Below are 20362 nucleotides of genomic sequence, written 5' to 3'. Positions count from 1 at the left end.
ACTGAGGAGGAATGGATAATGGCGGTGAAGGAAGGTTTTGTGGAAGTAACCGGAGGGAAAGTATGGTACAGGATGCATGAGGGGAAACAGGAAAATACCCCGGTTATTATTTTGCACGGAGGCCCGGGATCTTCTCATTACTCTATGCAGGGACTTGATGTACTTGCTGAAGAACGCCCGGTAATATTTTATGATCAGCTCGGCTGTGGTAATTCTGACCGGCCGGATGACGAATCATTATGGAAGCTTGACCGATTTACAGATGAACTGGCTAAAGTAAGAGAGGCTCTGAACCTGAAGAAGGTTCATATCCTCGGCCATTCCTGGGGAACTACCCTGGCAGCTGCATATTTGCTTTCAGGTGTGACTGGCGTACAAAGCGTGATTTTTTCAAGCCCGTGTCTCAGTGCGCCTAAATGGGCGGAAGACCAGGAGCATAACCGGAAACTTCTGCCAGAGGATGTTCAAAAAATATTAAGGGAATGTGAAATTTCCGGGCGTACTGATTCAGAAGAATATAAGGAAGCGACAAAGGAATTTAACAGGCATTTCGTATGCAGGCTTGATCCTCTGCCGGAAATACTCATTGAAGGAGCTCCATACAGGGGGACGAATGTTTATCAGACAATGTGGGGCCCGTCGGAGTTCTATGTTACAGGTAATCTGAAAGAGTTTGATTGCACCAGGGAGCTCCGGAATATTTCAGTTCCTTCCTTATATACATGCGGAAGATATGATGAAGCGACACCTGAATCCACTGGTTATTACAGCAGTTTGACTCCAGTTTCTTTCGTGCATGTTTTTGAACACAGCGCACATATGCCATATCTCGAGGAAACGGAAGAATACATCAAAGTGATCGGCAGCTTTCTCAGGAAAAACGACTGATAAGTGGACAGGGGCAGGATTATAAAAAGCCTTAATGATTGGAGGCATCTTTCTCTCTTTTTCTACTATTATAGAAGTTAATTGACACAATAGTATATTTAGTTTAATATTTTTTTCGGGAATAAGTTGAAAGCGATCTCTTTTTTGCGCAACTCTATTACATCTTTGTAAAGGAGCAAATACTATGACGGACAAACGAGCGATAACTGTAGCTGAAGGTGATGGAATAGGACCGGAAATTATGCAGGCTACTCTTAAAGTACTTGAGCACGCAGGAGCTAGCATTGAACCGGAATTTATCGATATTGGAGAAAAAGTTTACCTGGCAGGTAATTCAACCGGTATCAGCGATGAGGCCTGGGAGTCTTTAAGGCGAACTAAAGTGTTTCTTAAATCCCCAATTACTACACCTCAGGGAGGCGGATACAAAAGCCTGAATGTAACGATCCGAAAAACATTAGGCCTTTATGCGAATGTGAGACCGAACATTTCATATGAGCCTTTTGTAAAAACGAAGCACCCGGACATGGATATGGTGATTATCAGAGAGAATGAGGAAGACTTATATGCTGGTATAGAACACCAACAGACACCTGAGGTCGTTCAGTGTTTGAAGCTGATCACCCGTCCGGGGTCTGAAAAAATCATTCGTTATGCGTTTGAATATGCACGGAAAAACAACCGCAAAAAAGTTACATGTTTCTCGAAAGACAATATAATGAAGCTGACTGATGGGCTATTCCATAAAGTCTTTAATGAAATTGCTGAAGAGTATCCGGACATTGAGACGGAACACTGGATTATTGATATCGGGATCGCTAAGATTGCCGACACTCCTCAGGATTTCGATGTTGTCGTAATGCCGAACCTTTATGGGGATATTGCATCTGATGTTGCTGCACAAATTACAGGCAGTGTCGGACTGGCAGGTTCCGCGAATATTGGTGACAATGTAGCTATGTTCGAAGCAATTCATGGGAGTGCACCTGATATATCCGGGAAGGGAATAGCGAATCCATCCGGGCTTCTGCACGGAGCGATTATGATGCTTGTTCATATCGGACAGCCTGAGGTAGCGGAAAAAATTCATAATGCCTGGCTGAAAACTTTGGAAGACGGAGTACACACAGGAGATATTGCAAAAGGCGGCTCTTCCGTAGGTACTATGGAGTTTGCAGAAGCAGTGATTGAAAGGCTTGGCCAGCGACCTGAAAAGGTTGAACCAATCACTTATGCTAAAGAGGAAGCTCATGAAGAAGCACAGCCTGCAATGAAACCACAAGTAAAGGACCGTCCTAAGTATGATGTTGTAAGAGAACTGGACGGAGTGGATGTGTTCCTGTTTAATAATGAATTAACTTCCGATGAACTTGGTAAAAAGCTCGAAGATATCGCAGGGCCGGAATTTAAACTCGCTGTCGTCACGAATCGTGGGGTGAAAGTTTATCCGGGAGGGTTCCCTGAAACATTCACTACTGACCACTGGCGCTGCAGATTTAACTTAAGCGAAGAGGATACTGCTCCTTCTAATAAAGATATCAGGAAACTATTAGACAGAGCAGAAGAGGCAGGTCTTGACTGGATCAAAATTGAGAACCTCTACAGATTTAATAATGAGCTTGGCTATTCACTTGGCCAGGGGCAATAATAGAAGGAGCGGCGTCCAGGACGCTGCTTTTCTTATTGTTTGAAATTATAGATTTCAGCCTCGTGGATAAGTGAAACTTATCATATATATCTTCTGGCACCAGCGACGAGCGTTTACATCACGAGTATGGTTCGAGTTGTCTCGACGGATACGCATCGAAGCTCTGCTGGAAGAGGAAGAGACAGCTACTCGAGGTCACTTCAGGCAGGCAGCTACATGAATTTGCATCTCTGCTGCCTTGCGACGAGTAATCGCAGGAGTACTTGAAGCCAAAAAACGGCTTCTGTGCAGCTTCTTCGAATATACTGTCCAACGAGCATATCTTCTTGATACGCTGCGAGTTGCCTAGACGTATAAACTCCGCAGCTGCACTCGCAGAGGAAGAGGCAGTGCCTGGGCCTGCGGTTACTCGGCCCAGGTAAAGAGTGCTCACGCGCCACTTCGTTTGCTCGTCGCAGATAAAGAGTGTCGCTCGTGACCAAGGCGCTTGCGCTTTTGTTCTTGATCATGTGGAGTTTCTGTAATTATAGAAATGATGTGGAATAAATGTGATTTTTTTATAAAAAAACTATTGACTATGGGTTGGGAAATTGGTATATTGATAGTCCAAGCTGTTGAGAGCGGCTTTGTAATTTAATTTTGATATTTTCATTGACTTTTCTTTTCGGAAGAGTTAAAATGGAATTTGTCGCTAAAAAACGACTAAACTCGACAAAATGCTTTCTAAAAAAGTTGTTGACAATTAGTTGAACAGGTGATAAGATATTTTAGTCGCCAAAAAAACGACAAAACATTTTGTTCCTTGAAAACTGAACAATAAGCCAAGCGAAGTGGGATATTTTAAATATCCCGTCAATCGAAAGAGTAATCTTTCAAATTAAATGATGTCAGAGACATCAAACTCGTTTCAATTTATTGGAGAGTTTGATCCTGGCTCAGGACGAACGCTGGCGGCGTGCCTAATACATGCAAGTCGAGCGCAGGAAACAGGCTGATCCCTTCGGGGTGATGCCTGTGGAATGAGCGGCGGACGGGTGAGTAACACGTGGGCAACCTGCCTTACAGACTGGGATAACTCCGGGAAACCGGGGCTAATACCGGATGATCAGAAGAACCGCATGGTTCTGCTGTAAAAGTTGGGACTTGTTCCTAACACTGTAAGATGGGCCCGCGGCGCATTAGCTAGTTGGTGAGGTAACGGCTCACCAAGGCGACGATGCGTAGCCGACCTGAGAGGGTGATCGGCCACACTGGAACTGAGACACGGTCCAGACTCCTACGGGAGGCAGCAGTAGGGAATCATCCGCAATGGGCGAAAGCCTGACGGTGCAACGCCGCGTGAACGATGAAGGTCTTCGGATTGTAAAGTTCTGTTGTCAGGGAAGAACACGTGCCGTTCGAACAGGGCGGCACCTTGACGGTACCTGACCAGAAAGCCCCGGCTAACTACGTGCCAGCAGCCGCGGTAATACGTAGGGGGCAAGCGTTGTCCGGAATTATTGGGCGTAAAGCGCGCGCAGGCGGTCTCTTAAGTCTGATGTGAAAGCCCACGGCTCAACCGTGGAGGGTCATTGGAAACTGGGGGACTTGAGTGTAGGAGAGGAAAGTGGAATTCCACGTGTAGCGGTGAAATGCGTAGATATGTGGAGGAACACCAGTGGCGAAGGCGACTTTCTGGCCTATAACTGACGCTGAGGCGCGAAAGCGTGGGGAGCAAACAGGATTAGATACCCTGGTAGTCCACGCCGTAAACGATGAGTGCTAGGTGTTAGGGGTTTCGATACCCTTAGTGCCGCAGTTAACACATTAAGCACTCCGCCTGGGGAGTACGGCCGCAAGGCTGAAACTCAAAGGAATTGACGGGGGCCCGCACAAGCAGTGGAGCATGTGGTTTAATTCGAAGCAACGCGAAGAACCTTACCAGGTCTTGACATCCTCTGACAACTCTGGAGACAGAGCGTTCCCCTTCGGGGGACAGAGTGACAGGTGGTGCATGGTTGTCGTCAGCTCGTGTCGTGAGATGTTGGGTTAAGTCCCGCAACGAGCGCAACCCTTGACCTTAGTTGCCAGCATTTAGTTGGGCACTCTAAGGTGACTGCCGGTGACAAACCGGAGGAAGGTGGGGATGACGTCAAATCATCATGCCCCTTATGACCTGGGCTACACACGTGCTACAATGGGTGGTACAAAGGGCAGCAAAGCCGCGAGGCCGAGCGAATCCCATAAAGCCACTCTCAGTTCGGATTGCAGGCTGCAACTCGCCTGCATGAAGCCGGAATTGCTAGTAATCGCGGATCAGCATGCCGCGGTGAATACGTTCCCGGGCCTTGTACACACCGCCCGTCACACCACGAGAGCTTGTAACACCCGAAGTCGGTGAGGTAACCTTTTGGAGCCAGCCGCCGAAGGTGGGACAGGTGATTGGGGTGAAGTCGTAACAAGGTATCCCTACCGGAAGGTGGGGATGGATCACCTCCTTTCTAAGGAGCTTAAAAGGCTCATACCTTTTTAAAGCTTCGCTTGGTACTTTTTGTTTAGTTTTGAGAGGTCATACTCTCAAAAATGATTTTCCTCTTTCCAGAGGAAGGTTATTCTTTTGCCCTTTGAAAACTGGATAACGATTAACTGATTGATGATCACCGGTTGTTATAATTAAAAGTGCAAACTTTTAATGAGTGCAACCGAGTGTCTTAGATAAGGCTGAATGTAGACGCCATAATTGCGTAAAAAACCTTTTATTAAGGTTTTTGCAAGGAGAACCAAGGAGATCGAGGAAACAAGCTTTCGAGTGACTGAGCGTATACCAATACGCGACAGGAACGAGAAGGCGCAGTTGACGAAGATATCCGACGGTTATCTGCCGCAAAAACGGTTAAGTTAGAAAGGGCGCACGGTGAATGCCTTGGCACTAGGAGCCGACGAAGGACGGGACGAACACCGATATGCTTCGGGGAGCTGTAAGTAAGCTTTGATCCGGAGATTTCCGAATGGGGGAACCCACTGCCTGTAATGAGGCAGTATCCATACCTGAATCCATAGGGTATGAGAAGGCAGACCTGGGGAACTGAAACATCTTAGTACCCAGAGGAAGAGAAAGCAAATGCGATTTCCTGAGTAGCGGCGAGCGAAACGGAATCAGCCCAAACCAGAAGGCTTGCCTTCTGGGGTTGTAGGACACTCCATACGGAGTTACAAAGAAACAGCGTAGGTGAAGCGACCTGGAAAGGTCCGCGGGACAAGGTAACAGCCCTGTAGCCGAAACGTTGTTTCCTCCGGAGTGTATCCTGAGTACGGCGGGACACGTGAAACCCCGTCGGAATCCGGGAGGACCATCTCCCAAGGCTAAATACTCCCTAGTGACCGATAGTGAACCAGTACCGTGAGGGAAAGGTGAAAAGCACCCCGGGAGGGGAGTGAAAGAGATCCTGAAACCGTGTGCCTACAAGTAGTTGGAGCCCGTTCATGGGTGACAGCGTGCCTTTTGTAGAATGAACCGGCGAGTTACGATAACGTGCGAGGTTAAGTTGAAGAGACGGAGCCGCAGCGAAAGCGAGTCTGAACAGGGCGCTATAGTACGTTGTTGTAGACCCGAAACCGTGTGATCTACCCATGTCCAGGGTGAAGTCCAGGTAACACTGGATGGAGGCCCGAACCCACGCACGTTGAAAAGTGCGGGGATGAGGTGTGGGTAGGGGTGAAATGCCAATCGAACACGGAGATAGCTGGTTCTCCCCGAAATAGCTTTAGGGCTAGCCTCGAGGGAAGAGTGTTGGAGGTAGAGCACTGATTGGACTAGGGGTCCCCACAGGATTACCGAATTCAGTCAAACTCCGAATGCCAATCACTTATCCTCGGGAGTCAGACTGCGAGTGCTAAGATCCGTAGTCAAGAGGGAAACAGCCCAGACCATCAGCTAAGGTCCCCAAGTATACGTTAAGTGGAGAAGGATGTGGAGTTGCTTAGACAACCAGGATGTTGGCTTAGAAGCAGCCACCATTGAAAGAGTGCGTAATAGCTCACTGGTCGAGTGACTCTGCGCCGAAAATGTACCGGGGCTAAACGTATCACCGAAGCTATGGATTGTCCTTACGGACAGTGGTAGGGGAGCGTTCCAAGGGCTGTGAAGCATGACCGGAAGGACATGTGGAGCGTTTGGAAGTGAGAATGCCGGTATGAGTAGCGAAAAGAGGGGTGAGAATCCCCTCCGTCGAAAGCCTAAGGTTTCCTGAGGAAGGCTCGTCCGCTCAGGGTTAGTCGGGACCTAAGCCGAGGCCGAAAGGCGTAGGCGATGGAAAACAGGTGGAAATTCCTGTACCACCACGTCACCATTTGAGCAATGGGGGGACGCAGGAAGGCAGGGAATCGCGCTGATGGATATGCGCGTCCAAGCAGTTAGGCTGGCAAACAGGCAAATCCGTTTGCCATAAGGCTGAGCTGTGATGGCGAGGGAAATTTAAGTACCGAAGTTCCTGTACCTACACTGCCTAGAAAAGCCTCTAGCGAGGTGACTGGTGCCCGTACCGCAAACCGACACAGGTAGGCGGGAAGAGAATTCTAAGACGCGCGGGAGAACTCTCGTTAAGGAACTCGGCAAAATGACCCCGTAACTTCGGGAGAAGGGGTGCTCTGATAGGGTGCAAGCCCGAGAGAGCCGCAGTGAATAGGCCCAAACGACTGTTTATCAAAAACACAGGTCTCTGCCAAGCCGCAAGGCGACGTATAGGGGCTGACACCTGCCCGGTGCTGGAAGGTTAAGAGGAGGGGTTATCCCGTAAGGGAGAAGCTCTGAATTGAAGCCCCAGTAAACGGCGGCCGTAACTATAACGGTCCTAAGGTAGCGAAATTCCTTGTCGGGTAAGTTCCGACCCGCACGAAAGGTGCAACGATTTGGGCACTGTCTCAACGAGAGACCCGGTGAAATTATATTACCTGTGAAGATGCAGGTTACCCGCGACAGGACGGAAAGACCCCATGGAGCTTTACTGCAGCTTGATATTGGATTTTGGTACAGCTTGTACAGGATAGGTAGGAGCCTTGGAAACCGGAGCGCCAGCTTCGGTGGAGGCATTGGTGGGATACTACCCTGGCTGTACTGAAATTCTAACCTCGGACCGTGATCCGGTTCAGGGACAGTGTCAGGCGGGCAGTTTGACTGGGGCGGTCGCCTCCTAAAAGGTAACGGAGGCGCCCAAAGGTTCCCTCAGAATGGTTGGAAATCATTCGCAGAGTGCAAAGGCATAAGGGAGCTTGACTGCGAGACATACAGGTCGAGCAGGGACGAAAGTCGGGCTTAGTGATCCGGCGGCACCGTATGGAAGGGCCGTCGCTCAACGGATAAAAGCTACCCTGGGGATAACAGGCTAATCTCCCCCAAGAGTCCACATCGACGGGGAGGTTTGGCACCTCGATGTCGGCTCATCGCATCCTGGGGCTGAAGTAGGTCCCAAGGGTTGGGCTGTTCGCCCATTAAAGCGGTACGCGAGCTGGGTTCAGAACGTCGTGAGACAGTTCGGTCCCTATCCGTCGCGGGCGCAGGAAATTTGAGAGGAGCTGTCCTTAGTACGAGAGGACCGGGATGGACACACCGCTGGTGTACCAGTTGTTCCGCCAGGAGCATCGCTGGGTAGCTACGTGTGGAAGGGATAAGTGCTGAAAGCATCTAAGCATGAAGCCCCCCTCAAGATGAGATTTCCCATCACTTTATGTGAGTAAGATCCCTCAGAGAAGATGAGGTAGATAGGTCTCGTGTGGAAGCATGGCGACATGTGAAGCTGAGAGATACTAATCGATCGAGGACTTAACCAATAAGTCTTACTAAGCAAGATCACCAATCAGAAAAGTTATCCAGTTTTGAGAGGGCAACACGAAAAGCGTAAGCGCCTCGTACACGAGCGACAAGCACTGGAGGACCGGCAAGAAGAAGCAAGCATTTAAGCTTCGATTGACGGACCGAAGTGACCTCGAGCGAGTAGGCGCTGAAGCTAGACACCTTTCAATTTTATAGTCCAGTGACGATAGCGAAGAGGTCACACCCGTTCCCATGCCGAACACGGTAGTTAAGCTCTTCAGCGCCGATGGTAGTTGGGGGCTCTCCCCCTGTGAGAGTAGGACGCCGCTGGGCAGATAAAAAGACATTCTCTTTTGAGGGTGTCTTTTTTTGTGTTCTTCCCCCATAAGGTGGATGTGGTTTTATCTATAATTAGTTAAGGAAGTACGAGAGGCCAGAGGAACAAGAAGGTCGAGGAAGCAAGCGAAAGAGACTCGGAGTGGGCTCTGCCCATGAGAATCGAAGGAGTGCAGCTGACGAAGAGATTCGCCGTTCATCGGGAATCGAGTAAGCCGCTGGTAGTTGGGGCTCGCCCCTGTGAGAGTAGGACGCCGCTGGGCAGATAAAAGACATTCTCTTTTGAGGGTGTCTTTTTTTTGTTCTTTTCATCGCAAAAGTAGCAGAATTATGAAGTTGGCGCGATAAGAAGAGACTTTGGCGCGTATATGTGATAATTCGGCGCGATAAAGTATAAGTTACGCGTGATAAATCCTCTGTTAGGCGCGATAAGTCTAGAGGCAGGTAAAAAGCGTTATTTATATAGTAGAAATAAATTTTACATAAGTAAAATGCAAAAGATAAAATTGAACGGCGTGTTGAATTGTAGGGTTAAGCAGGGAGAAAAAGCGCCCAACTCAAGGTGGCACCGCTGAACCCGGTCCGAGTGACCCCGGTCCGAGTGACCCCGGTCCGCCGGTGCCAGGTTGACAGAAGTAACAGTATTGAGAAAGCAGAAGAAATTGAGACAATTGAATTTGGTGCAGTAAACCAAAAACATGGGGATAATATGTATATAGAAGAAAAGATGTGTTATAGTTTTAGCCCGAGTAAAATGAGCCCCACACCGAGCCCTATAACTATCAGTTTTCCTGCCGGCATTGATGATGCTATGCCGAGGAGACCTAACGTCATAGTTAATATGAGAGTCAAAGGGCCGACAATAGCTAATATAGCATTTATAGCCAATGCCTTTTCGATGCTGTTAAACTTGAGCATTAATAATGCGGCAGTAATTTCAAAGGTGCCGGATAGTAACCGAAGAAGCACCATTCCGAGTAGTGCTGCCTGAAATGCAGAGAGCCAGTCCTTCATACAAATCACCTCTTGTCCAGGTTCTACTTTAATACTTATGAGAAGGGTAATGCTTGTATTCCTTAGGTTTTTTATAAATGATTTTCCAAATGGGTATTTTTGAGATAAGAATTAATAGTGTTATAATTTCAAGAGAGAGTTTAGTAGTTATAATTTTTAAAATAATGTGTGATTTTATTAACAGGAAATTGGAGGGATCTTTATGAAAGTTTTTATTTCAGCAGATATGGAAGGTGTGGCAGGTATAGTTCATGGAGAACATACAGGCAGGGAAGGAAGAGAGCATGACAGGGCCAGGATGCTTATGACTGAAGAGGTAAACGTAGCTGTTGAAGGGGCACTCGAGGCTGGAGCAGAGGAAATCCTGGTAAATGACTCACATGGTACCATGAAAAACTTAATCCCGGAACTGCTTCACGAAGAAGCTGAATATATTATAGGCACTCCAAAAAAACTTGCTATGATGGAAGGTATCGATGAGAGTTTTGATGCTGCTATATTATTAGGCTACCATGCAAGGATGGGACAGGACGGAATCCTGAATCATTCGTACAGCGGCAGGGTAGTACGAAACATCAAAATAAACGGAGTTGATTACGGGGAGATTGGGATAAATGCAGCTATAGCCGGAACGTTTAAGGTTCCTGTAGTGCTTGTTACAGGCTGTCAGTATGCAGGAGCCGAAGCGAAGGGGCTAATACCGGAGATAGAAACAGCGGAAGTAAAACAAACCTTAAATCGGATTACAGCTAAAAATCTCAGTACAAAAAAAGCACGCTCGCTTATTAAGCAATCTGTCATTAACTCCCTGGAAAAGCGAAAGAGTATCAAACCTTTTGTTATAGAGGGACCGTATTCTGTAGAACTAACCTATCTTCATTCCGGTTTTGCAGACGCAGCGGAAGTTCTGCCGATAGCAGAAAAAATTGACGGGGTAACACATCGCTTTGAAAGCGATGATTTCATAACGGCTTTCAGATATATTCGTTCGTTAATTAATCTTGCGAACTCTGGCTTATAATCATAGAAGATAGTACAAGCTTACTCATTATCTATCCTGTGGAAGAAAAGTAAGGCAATATTCCTTTCCAATTGCCGGTAATAAGCACAGAGAATATTTATAAAAAATGAACGCAAAACATTCCTGACAAAAGGATGTTTTGCGTTTTATAACACCCGCATTCCTGACTTTCTTATCCCGTTCATTAGGTGTTCGTACCTGTGAACAGATATTGTGCATCAAGGCGCTTTAATTTTACTCGTCGTTTTTTCTTTTTTTCAGCATATCCATTTCTTCGGTAACAACAAATGCCAGGTCGTCGTTGCCAAATAAAGATAACACCCCAAGGAGTGTTTCTGGTGAGATATACTCTGATTCTTCTTTTGGAACAGTAAGGCTTATAGCGTGCCGGAGTGCCTCATTTTCTCCTTTTTCGCCAGGATAAGCTTTTTTATAAACAGCGGCAGGATCAAGATCATTATTTACACACCACTGGGCGAAAACAAGAACCATCATAGTTTCATCTTGTTTATAGTTATTAATAATTTGTTCTTCAAGTTCTTTTTTATCCATACACAGGACTCCTTTAAAAATAGTCAAGTCTATCATACCAGACAATATGTAATCAGTCACAGTAAATCGAAAGGGGAGAAAATATGAATTATACAAAAGTAATTGGCATCGGCTGGGATGTAGGGGGCTGGATGGGGACCAACCACGGTATAGCAGTTTGTTCCTGGGATACAGCCAGTAAGAAAGTTAGCTGGCATGGGACACCCTTTGAAACAGGGTTGCCGGATTCCGGCATTCTTTCCCTTGATAAGTTACTTTCAGGTTCGGAAATTGATGAAAATCTACTCGCAGATAACGATACCTTAACTGTGATAGGTATTGATGCACCTCTTGGCTTTCCTGCAGAGTTTATAAATTTACTGAATGGCCAGCCTTCTCAGATAGTTAAGCCTGAAAAAGAAATATTTAATCCGCTTGCATACAGAGCCGCTGATCAGGAGATTTACGAAAGGTTCAGAAAAAAACCATTATCAGCTAGTTTTGACCGGATTGGCAATAACGCGACTCTGGCTATAGCCCATGCACGGCGATGGGAGAGAGAGAACAATTTTACGGTTTACCCCACTAAGATTGAAGAAGCTGATATGAACAGGATTATTATTGAAGTTTATCCTGCATTAGTAAAAAGCAGGAGGGACGGAGATGCGGCGGAATGGATGATTAAGCATATGCCGGGTAATGTATTTCCAGGAACGGACGCGTACGATGCTTGTATTTGTGCGCTATATGCTATTGCACTTGGAAGCGAAGGGCAGCTCCTCCCAAAATTAAAAAGACCGCCGGAACATCTGAAAGATCTTGTTATGCAGGAAGGCTGGATTTATTATTTTGATTTGGAAAACGAGGGGATTAGTTGACATAATAATATTATAGTAAATAAAAAACAGGGAAACAGCCGCCCGAGTATACCGGCCGGCTGTTATTTAGTATATCGGTTTGCATATGCGCTTGCTACAAAGGCTTCAGGTTTGATTTTTGGTTCGATCCCCATAGATTCAATACGAGACATCATTTCTCTGACATAGAGTCGCGTTTTATTTCTTTCCCGGGCGCCGATATCCAAATGCCCTTCAATAGTAAGAGATCCTCCTTTATAAATATGAGGCAGGACAATATTATAAAGTCTTTCTTTTCTTTCTTCTGTGACCATTGCAAATACTTCTTCAGTAAGGGAAGTTTCGTATGAAATTTTTTCATGCAGGCTTGTTATCTGCCGAGGGTAAGTTATTTTTCTTATGCATGCCCATGCTCCTTTTCCTTCCCTCTGAATAACGATACCTGTTACAAACCTGGTGGATTTGGGATGTGCCTGGGAATCGGTGCCGCACATAAGCCGGTAGGCATTGTCCGGATGCTGTTTCATAAAACGGACGATCCGCTCAAATACTTGTTCAAAAGTCATGTTCTTTTCCTGCAAATTTTCAAATGAGTAGTTAAGCAGCTGGAGATTATTCATTCAGTTACACCTTCAACTTTCCTCTCTGGGATTTTTAAGGCTTGAATTAATCTTAATTATGTTTATTCGTTATAACGCCAAATGTTGTCCTTTAATTAGCAAGTAAGTTGTATTTTTAGCATATCTCTTTTAGGTTTCTTCTATGTTTAAACTCCTGCTTGTAAAGTATGGAAGAAAAGCAACTGACTGAATGGGCGCGGTAAAAAGGAGCACAGGAAGCCAGTCAGCTGCCTAATGTATTTGGGTAAAAAGATACCGCCCTTGTCAGAAGCCATACAAAATTTAAAGGAATATCTTCTAGTCATAAAGAAGTAATTAAATATATACAAATTTTTCAAAAAAGAAATGGAGAGGAGTCAGCAAATGAAACAGGAGTTATTAACATTTCCACTAACAAAAGTGAGAGAGCAGTTCCCTGCATTAAAGAGGACTTATAAAGAAAAAACAGTTACATATCTTGACGGGCCAGGCGGGACACAGGTAGTCGCCAGTTCTGTTCAGGCAATAAAGGAGTATATGGAAAAGGGCGGAGCAAATCTGCATGGTTCATTTCCGACGAGCTATGAGACAGAGGAAATTATTGCCGATGCGAGAAATATAATTGCTGATTTATTCGGTGTTAAAGCACGTGAGGTGGCTTTTGGAGCAAATATGACTACCCTTGCATTGTCTGTTGGAAGAGCACTAGGAAAAACAATAAATAAAGGGGATGAAATTGTAGTAACTGAAATTGACCACAGAGCGAATGTGGATCCTTGGATCTCCATGGCGGAGGACCGGGGAGCAACAGTCCGCTGGCTAAAAGTCGATCCAGAGTCGCTTACACTAAATCTTGATAATTTACATGAAGTAATTAATGAAAAAACTAAGCTCGTTGCTGTTGGGTTAGCCTCTAATGCGGTTGGAACGATAAATGACGTGAAGAGGATAGCAGAAAGAGCAAGGGAAGCGGGGGCACTGACAGCGGTTGATGCGGTCCATGCTGCACCGCATATTGCAATTGACCGGAATAAATTAGGAGCGGACATTCTACTTTGTTCCGCATATAAATTTTTCGGTCCACATGTCGGTATAGCCGTTATTAAAGAAAATGTTTTTGAACAGCTCGATCCATTTAAATTACAGCCTGCACCTGACTACCTTCCGGATAAACTTGAAACTGGCACGCAGAATCATGAAGGAATTGCCGGCATAAAGCCTGCCGTGGAGTTTGTGGAAAAATTAGGCGAAGGGGCTGACAGGAGAGAAAGGATCCTTGCAGGAATGGCAATTATCGAGGAATATGAAAACAGCCTCGCTGATAAAATGAGGGAAGGACTGCGTACAATCAGTAAGGTAAAATTATATGAAGCTGCCCCCGATGTTCCAAAAACTCCTACAATAGCTTTTACCGTGGAAGGTATGAACTCGAGGGATGTATGTAAAAGGATTGCAGAAGAACATGGTATTTTTACAGCGGACGGGCATTTCTATGCTACAACACTCGCTGGCAAGCTGGATATTAATGATAAAGGAGGCTGGGTCCGGGCAGGGCTTGCACCTTATAATACAGCGGAAGAAGTTGAGGCATTCCTTCAGGCAGTGGAGGGTGTAATGAAAGGATGAATTACTCGCAGTAATCCACCCACGGCTCCCAGTCTCCTCCTTTATAAGAGAAATGAGGGACAGTGATATGAAGTATCAGGAGCATTTTGTTAAAACAGTGAAGCACTATTTTCAGAGGCAGGGCGAAGAGTGGCTGATGGGATTGCCAAGTCTTATAAATTATTGTGAAGAAAGGTGGCAGCTCCGGATGCTTGCCCCTTATTCCCTTTCCATCAATTACGTTGCACCGGCTGTAAAGAATACTGGTGAAAAGCTAGTAGTAAAGTGCTGCATACCAGGGAAAGAATTTTTAAATGAACTGGAAGCACTTCGTCTGATGAAAGGGGAGAGAATGGTATCTGTTCTCGACTGGGATGAGCAGCGGGGAATTATCCTGCTTGAAAAACTTGAGCCAGGCTCATGCCTTGCTGAACTGGAGAATGATGAAGAAGCCTGCAGAATTTCAGCCATAGTGATGAAAAAAATAACCAGGCGTCTATCACCGGCTGAAGCCTGCGGACTGCCTTCTACATTGGACAGAGAAGAAAGCCTGAAAGAAATTATAAGGAATTATCCAGAAGGTACCGGGCCGATAACCAGACAGATGCTGAATCAGGCGTTGAAGCTCTATACATACTTAAATGGGTCTTCTCGCGAAAGGTGGATTCTTCACGGAGATTTCCACCCTTACAATATACTTGATACAGGCAAGGATGAATGGAAAGCAATCGACCCTAAAGGACTGACAGGGGAAAGGGAAGCGGACCTGATTCAGTTTATGCTGAACAAGCTTCCGGAAGATAAGGAAAAAGCTTATGAAGTGATTAAGGAGAGAGCCGGGATATTCACGGAGGAACTGGGGCTGAATAAGCAGCGGCTTCTGCTCTGGGGCTATGCTCATGCTGTACTGTCAACTTCCTGGACCGTCGACGGCATGAATTATGATAAAAATTTTTTTAATGGAATAGAAATATTCAGGAAGCTTTATGAGGATTGCACTCGTAATTTTTTAGAAAAAATTACTTTAAACTAATGGAGGAGATGTAAGTTGGGAGAAAAAGATGTTATTTCCCAGTTCGGGAAAAGTGCTAAGGCGTATGTAGACAGTAGTATACACAAAAAAGGATCAGATTTACAAAAGCTTAAGGAAATCACAGGTATGACAGGAGAGGAACAGGTGCTTGACGTGGCAACAGGAGGCGGGCACACAGCAAATGCCCTTGCACCAGCTGTCAAGCATGTGACAGCTCTTGATGTGACACCGGAAATGCTAAACGAGGCTGAACAGTTCATCACTGGCCAGGGGAATAAAAATGTAAGCTTTACACTTGGCAAAGCGGAACAGCTTCCTTTCCCGGGCGAATCATTCGATATAGTGACATGCCGGATAGCAGCACATCATTTTTCGGATACAGAGAAGTTTGTAAAGGAAGTCAGCCGGGTGTTAAAAAAAGAGGGACAATTTATTCTTGATGATAATGTTGCACCGGAAGATGAGAAACTGGACGAATTTTATAATAAAGTAGAAAAACTTAGAGATTACAGCCACCAGCGGGCATACAAAAAATCTGAATGGCTGAAGCAGATTGAACTGACTGGCTTCAAAATAAGTGATTGGTACAGTTTTGAAAAAACTTTCAAGTTTGACAGCTGGTGCGACCGGATGCAGCTGCCAGCTGAGGAAAAAGAAGAGCTTAACGATATATTTATAAAGGCACCGAAAGAGACAAAAAACTATTTTAACATAAAAACAGATGAATCAGGGCGTACTGTCACTTTTCAGGGGGAAGCGATTCTTCTCAGAGCAGTAAAGCGTTAGGTAAGTCAGGATGCTTATTGCCGGATAAAGGAATATCCAGAGCTCGTTTTATTCGATATTCCTCTCAGCCTTTAGTAAAATGATAGATAATTCCTGAAAAAGGAAAGCACTAAATTACAGAGAAAATGAGGTTTTTTGAATGGCGAAAGTAATTTTATTCGATCTGGACGGTACTTTGCTGCCAATGGATACAGAAGCATTTGTACAGAATTATATTAAAGAGCTGGCTCCGAGGGTAGCTCATATCGTGGAGCCTGAAATATTCGTTAAGGCGCTCTGGGCGGGCACCGAAGCGATGATGAAAAGCACGGATGGGGAAAAAACGAATGAGCAGGTATTTGAAGCGACGTTCCTTTCACTGGTGGATGTGAAAAAAGAAGAAATATGGCCGGCACTGGATGAATTTTATGAAAAAGTCTTTCCTTCCTTTTCCCATTTATGTGAGCCGACTCCTGTTGCGAGGCAGGTTGTGGAGGAAGCAGTAAAACAGGGGTATAAAGTCGCAGTAGCCACGAATCCTGTCTTTCCGAAAGCTGCGATCTATCACCGGCTGAATTGGGCAGGTATTGATGACCTTCCCTTTGAACTTGTAACTGTATACGAAGAAAGTATTTTCACAAAACCTCACGCTCAATATTATAAATATATTACGGATAAGCTGGGAGTCGCTCCTGAAGAATGTATTATGGTGGGAAATGACAAACAGGAGGATATGGTTGCCGGAAAGCTGGGGATGAAAACGTACCTCGTAGAAGGTTATGTGATTGACCGCGGTGAACCGCAATATCCGGTTGATGATCAGGGAACACTTGAGGAACTGTATGAAAAGCTGAAAAATAAAGAAGGCTTATTTAAAGAGGCAGTGAATACTCAGCAGTAAGCATGAAAAAGGTCGTCTTCTTGTGAAGGAAGACGACCTTTTGCCCTTTAGTATCAGTACAACTAAGCCTCTTTCTTTTCCTTAAGGCCCGCCAATCGGCGGGTTTTCTTTATGTGGGAAAAACAGGAATCTGATGCTGGCCTGCCGAATAAATTAACAGGAGAGGAGAAATTATTATGATAGAAAACTACCGGTTGCTTGCTGCAGCGGGAGTATGTTTATTCTTTTCTATGCTGTTTGGCTTATCTTTTCCCCATCACACACCTTTCGGGGAGCTGATCTTGAATGCAGTGGGAATACCGCCATATTCTAATATGGAAACAGAAACAGGAATTCATTTTGCAGGGTTAACTAGTTTTTTCTTGCTGCTCGCAGGACTGTTTTTTGTAAATCATTCTTTAAACAAGTATAACGGGAGGGTAATTCTGACTGCGCTTGCAGCAGTATTCCTCCTTCCATCAGCACTGGTCTCCGCGTACCAGGCCACTTTCGCAACAGGGATTTACGGGGTTTCCTATGAAAAAACCTGGAGTGAATGTTTATATGAGTACGTGGAAGAAGAACAGGCAGCAAATATCGAATGCCTGATTCCCTTAAAAAACAACGGTACAAGAAAAGCTGAATTTGAAATGATTTTTTCAGAACCGGTTTATGGTGATGAGGAAGTGCCTACTTATTCACTGTTAAACGAAACTGGTCCTCATATTATCGAATTATATCCGGGCGAGAACCGCCTGATCAGAATCAAGAGTATTGTGGAGGTACCTGCTGCAGGTGATTATTATCAGTGGAGCCAGTCAAATCATATTAACGTTCAAATTAGAGATAACAACGGAAGAGAACGGAGACTTTAAAAAAACGGACTTTAAGCAGTTCGTTTTTTTAGTTTGTGCCTGGAAACAAACTTATCAGCGGGGAGGAACAGCGGGGGGCTGTTCGTTTTTTTATTTGAAAGGGACAAAACTATCCGCATTTCTTATTTATTGATGGACATGCTAATAAAAACAAGCTGAGAATCAGGCAAGAGAAAGGAGTTAAGTATAATGAACGAAAGACAATTTTTGTTGCTGTTTGCTGCAGTTCTCCTTACTGTCGGATTTTTTGCTGCCTTCCAATCGGACGGACACGCTTTTTTGGGAGGAATTGAGGGAACGGCGGCTGAATATGCTTTCGATGCAGAACCATTGACAGAGCACGAGGAACAATATGAGGACGTTATCAGAAACAAAGTTGCACAGAACGAACTGGCCCGGGATGATGGAAGAAACATTGGAGCCATAGCCACTCTTCTGGTGTTATTCTCAACACTGGCACTTGCCTTCTTTGTATACTTGTCAAAGAGAAGAAACAAAACGGAAAGTTAATGGCTTACTGTATAAGCTGTTAACTTTTTTCTTTTTTAAAATGTTTATCGGGACGGAAGTTGAGGAATTGAAGTAAACAAAGCTAATACAAGTACTAAGGAGGATTTGAAAATGCCATACGATTCCCTGAACGATCTGCCTGATAACGTGCAAAATTCCCTGCCCAAACACGGACAGGAAATTTTTAAAGAAGCATTCAATTCCGCAGAGGAGCAGTACGATGATGAAGAAACCCCGTTTCAGGTAGCCTGGAGCGCAGTGAAAGAAAAGTATGAAAAGAAAGAGCAAGGTCACTGGGTGAGAAAAGAAGGTGATTAAATGAAGAAGGTACAGTCCGCCTGAGCGGGCTGTATTTTTATTGTTTTAAATTAGATTGCAGTGCTGGTCAGGCTGTTTATCCCGATGTAACCGTCCGTAAAACTCCCGCCTCAAAACAGGAGTGGAAGCGAAGAAGTTTAGGAGGGGGATAACGGACGCTAACATCCCGATTAGTTCAACTAACAATCAGTGGGAGATGGATAACCCCCACTGATTAAAGGTTCACTTTATTGGCGGGTCGCCGATAAAATCAGGATTTCGCCGATAAACTTGGTGAATTCTTTTAAGCCCCCTTAATCATTTAGACACCATATACAGGTTATGAAAACACCTAGATGATGGCAAAAATGATTTAAAAAAGGGAGAAAGTACAGAATGGCTAAGAGAATTGATGTTATTGAAGATGTAAAAAAGAAATACGTTCGCATGGCCTTGGAGACTGGGAATTATACCTCTATCGCCAGAAAGGCTGGAATATCCAGAGAAACTCTTAGGAATTGGTTCAAACTTTACGAAGATGAAGTTCGTGACGTGATGGAAACCGAAGGATCAACGGGTTTATCCGATAACCCCACAAAGGAGGAACTTCAAAAGAAATATGAGCAGGCGATGCTTCTATTAGGCGAAAAAGAGTTGGAAGTTGCCATGCTCAAGAATGTTATAAAAAAAAACGAGTTCCTCTAATCCTCCTGCTAAAAGAAATCGAGGAGTGGGTGAAAGACGGTTTTCCAGTAACTAGAACTACAAGAGCATTAAACGTGGAACGTTCGTTGTATTATTACCATCAAAAAAATAAACAGGTCACAGAAGAGTCCTTCCAGGGCCGGCCAGTACCAGGATTTTCCTTGGCTCAGACTGGTATAAAAATATCTGATGAGCAGATTGAAGAATTCCTAATGGAAGCTGTAGAGGGTGAGGAAGGTATCTACGGATACCGAAAACTCACCAACTACCTTAAAGACCAACATAAGTTGGTAATAAACCCTAAAAAGGTCTATCGCCTCTGTGAAAAGTTAAATATTCTGTTACCTCAGCGAAGAAAATCTAAGTATCCTCGAAGGTTGGCGAAGCAGCACACGATAACAGCTTCTAACCAGCTTTGGCAAGTGGATATAAAGTATGGCTCGATTGAAGGTAGTGGACGATTCGTTTTTCTAGCTAGTGCTATTGATGTATATGACCGGTGTATCGTTGGATACTATCGCGGTCCAGAATGTAAAGCAACAAACATTACGAAAATGCTTCAAGGGGCGTTATTGAGACGCGGTATTCACTATGAAAGTGAGACTTCTTCGAAGTTGATTATTCGTACAGATAACGGCCCACAATTTGTCAGTGAACATTTTGGCAGATTTTGTGAGCATCAACACCTATATCATGAACGCATACCAAGCAAATCACCGGATTTAAACGCCTATATTGAATCGTTCCATAGCGTCATCGAAAGGGAGTGTTACCAACGTTACCGTTTTGAATGCTTCGAAGAAGCCTATTACAGGATTGATGAGTATATGGATTTTTATAATAACCGGCGCTACCATGGAAGCCTAAAATATTTATCGCCGGCAAAGTTCTATAAATTATATAGCAAAGGAAACTGTCCACAAATAATTAACTTATAGAACCAAGGGGAGTGATTTTCCTCTTCTTCACCTAACTACCCAGCAGTTGATTAAGCGTAAGGGTCAAGCGGT

At 44.9% G+C, this 20362-nt stretch carries 16 protein-coding genes and 3 rRNA genes; 16 read left to right on the top strand and 3 right to left on the bottom strand.

Annotation, left to right across the window (positions count from 1 at the left end):
• Positions 1–18: 18 nt before the first annotated feature.
• The 5 genes from BK582_RS19970 (at position 19) to rrf (ending at position 8657) form a co-directional block, all read left to right on the top strand.
• Entirely contained in the window at positions 19–888 is an 870-nt protein-coding gene (locus tag BK582_RS19970; protein ID WP_078596718.1) for a proline iminopeptidase-family hydrolase, read from the top strand.
• A 184-nt stretch (positions 889–1072) separates the two neighbouring features.
• Positions 1073–2536 (top strand): NADP-dependent isocitrate dehydrogenase, encoded by a 1464-nt coding sequence (locus BK582_RS19965; protein ID WP_078596717.1) that lies wholly within the window; start codon positions 1073–1075, stop codon positions 2534–2536.
• 912 nt (positions 2537–3448) lie between these two features.
• Positions 3449–5016: ribosomal RNA gene (locus BK582_RS19960) — 16S ribosomal RNA — on the top strand.
• A gap of 390 nt (positions 5017–5406) precedes the next feature.
• A 23S ribosomal RNA gene (locus BK582_RS19955) occupies positions 5407–8341 on the top strand.
• Positions 8342–8540: 199 nt separating this feature from the next.
• Positions 8541–8657: ribosomal RNA gene (rrf, locus tag BK582_RS19950) — 5S ribosomal RNA — on the top strand.
• The 16S, 23S and 5S rRNA genes sit together here, the layout of an rRNA operon.
• A gap of 735 nt (positions 8658–9392) precedes the next feature.
• Here rrf and BK582_RS19945 read toward each other — a convergent pair.
• On the bottom strand, positions 9393–9674 hold the full coding sequence (locus BK582_RS19945) for a YqhV family protein (protein ID WP_078596716.1): 282 nt from the start codon (positions 9672–9674) through the stop codon (positions 9393–9395).
• 202 nt (positions 9675–9876) lie between these two features.
• On the opposite strand from BK582_RS19945, the gene BK582_RS19940 reads away from it, so the two are divergent.
• Positions 9877–10695: a M55 family metallopeptidase gene (locus BK582_RS19940; protein ID WP_078596715.1), complete on the top strand. Its 819-nt coding sequence runs from the start codon at positions 9877–9879 to the stop codon at positions 10693–10695.
• 234 nt (positions 10696–10929) lie between these two features.
• On the opposite strand, the gene BK582_RS19935 is transcribed toward BK582_RS19940, so the two are convergent.
• A complete protein-coding gene (locus BK582_RS19935; RefSeq protein WP_078596714.1) occupies positions 10930–11247 on the bottom strand; it encodes a hypothetical protein in 318 nt (105 codons plus the stop codon).
• An 83-nt stretch (positions 11248–11330) separates the two neighbouring features.
• On the opposite strand from BK582_RS19935, the gene BK582_RS19930 reads away from it, so the two are divergent.
• Positions 11331–12104 carry a DUF429 domain-containing protein gene (locus BK582_RS19930; RefSeq protein ID WP_078596713.1) on the top strand — a complete coding sequence of 258 codons (774 nt, stop codon included), beginning with the start codon at positions 11331–11333 and terminating at the stop codon, positions 12102–12104.
• 62 nt (positions 12105–12166) lie between these two features.
• On the opposite strand, the gene BK582_RS19925 is transcribed toward BK582_RS19930, so the two are convergent.
• Positions 12167–12703: a ribonuclease H-like YkuK family protein gene (locus BK582_RS19925; RefSeq protein WP_078596712.1), complete on the bottom strand. Its 537-nt coding sequence runs from the start codon at positions 12701–12703 to the stop codon at positions 12167–12169.
• Positions 12704–13066: 363 nt separating this feature from the next.
• Here BK582_RS19925 and BK582_RS19920 point away from each other — a divergent pair, with 363 nt between their 5' ends.
• From BK582_RS19920 to BK582_RS19880, 9 genes are all read left to right on the top strand, one after another.
• On the top strand, positions 13067–14308 hold the full coding sequence (locus BK582_RS19920; RefSeq protein ID WP_078596711.1) for a cysteine desulfurase-like protein: 1242 nt from the start codon (positions 13067–13069) through the stop codon (positions 14306–14308).
• Positions 14309–14375: 67 nt separating this feature from the next.
• Positions 14376–15320, top strand: coding sequence for an aminoglycoside phosphotransferase family protein (locus BK582_RS19915; RefSeq protein WP_169911157.1), 945 nt, complete (start codon positions 14376–14378; stop codon positions 15318–15320).
• A gap of 15 nt (positions 15321–15335) precedes the next feature.
• Complete coding sequence (locus BK582_RS19910) at positions 15336–16106, top strand: class I SAM-dependent methyltransferase (RefSeq protein ID WP_078596709.1); 771 nt, start codon at positions 15336–15338, stop codon at positions 16104–16106.
• A 139-nt stretch (positions 16107–16245) separates the two neighbouring features.
• A complete protein-coding gene (locus tag BK582_RS19905; protein WP_078596708.1) occupies positions 16246–16986 on the top strand; it encodes an HAD family hydrolase in 741 nt (246 codons plus the stop codon).
• A gap of 176 nt (positions 16987–17162) precedes the next feature.
• Positions 17163–17840, top strand: a complete 678-nt coding sequence (locus BK582_RS19900) for a hypothetical protein (RefSeq protein WP_078596707.1) — start codon at positions 17163–17165, stop codon at positions 17838–17840.
• 189 nt (positions 17841–18029) lie between these two features.
• Entirely contained in the window at positions 18030–18350 is a 321-nt protein-coding gene (locus BK582_RS19895) for a hypothetical protein (RefSeq protein WP_078596706.1), read from the top strand.
• Positions 18351–18461: 111 nt separating this feature from the next.
• Complete coding sequence (locus BK582_RS19890) at positions 18462–18668, top strand: ChaB family protein (protein WP_078596705.1); 207 nt, start codon at positions 18462–18464, stop codon at positions 18666–18668.
• Positions 18669–19043: 375 nt separating this feature from the next.
• Positions 19044–19352 (top strand): helix-turn-helix domain-containing protein, encoded by a 309-nt coding sequence (locus BK582_RS27695; RefSeq protein ID WP_139368201.1) that lies wholly within the window; start codon positions 19044–19046, stop codon positions 19350–19352.
• A 29-nt stretch (positions 19353–19381) separates the two neighbouring features.
• A complete protein-coding gene (locus BK582_RS19880; protein WP_078592736.1) occupies positions 19382–20290 on the top strand; it encodes an IS3 family transposase in 909 nt (302 codons plus the stop codon).
• Positions 20291–20362: the final 72 nt, after the last annotated feature.

Origin of the sequence: Evansella clarkii (assembly GCF_002019695.1) — a bacterium.
Taxonomy (GTDB): Bacteria; Bacillota; Bacilli; order Bacillales; family Salisediminibacteriaceae; genus Evansella; species Evansella clarkii.
Note: the sequence above shows the minus strand (reverse complement) of the source record. Positions and strands in the feature narration are given on the sequence as shown.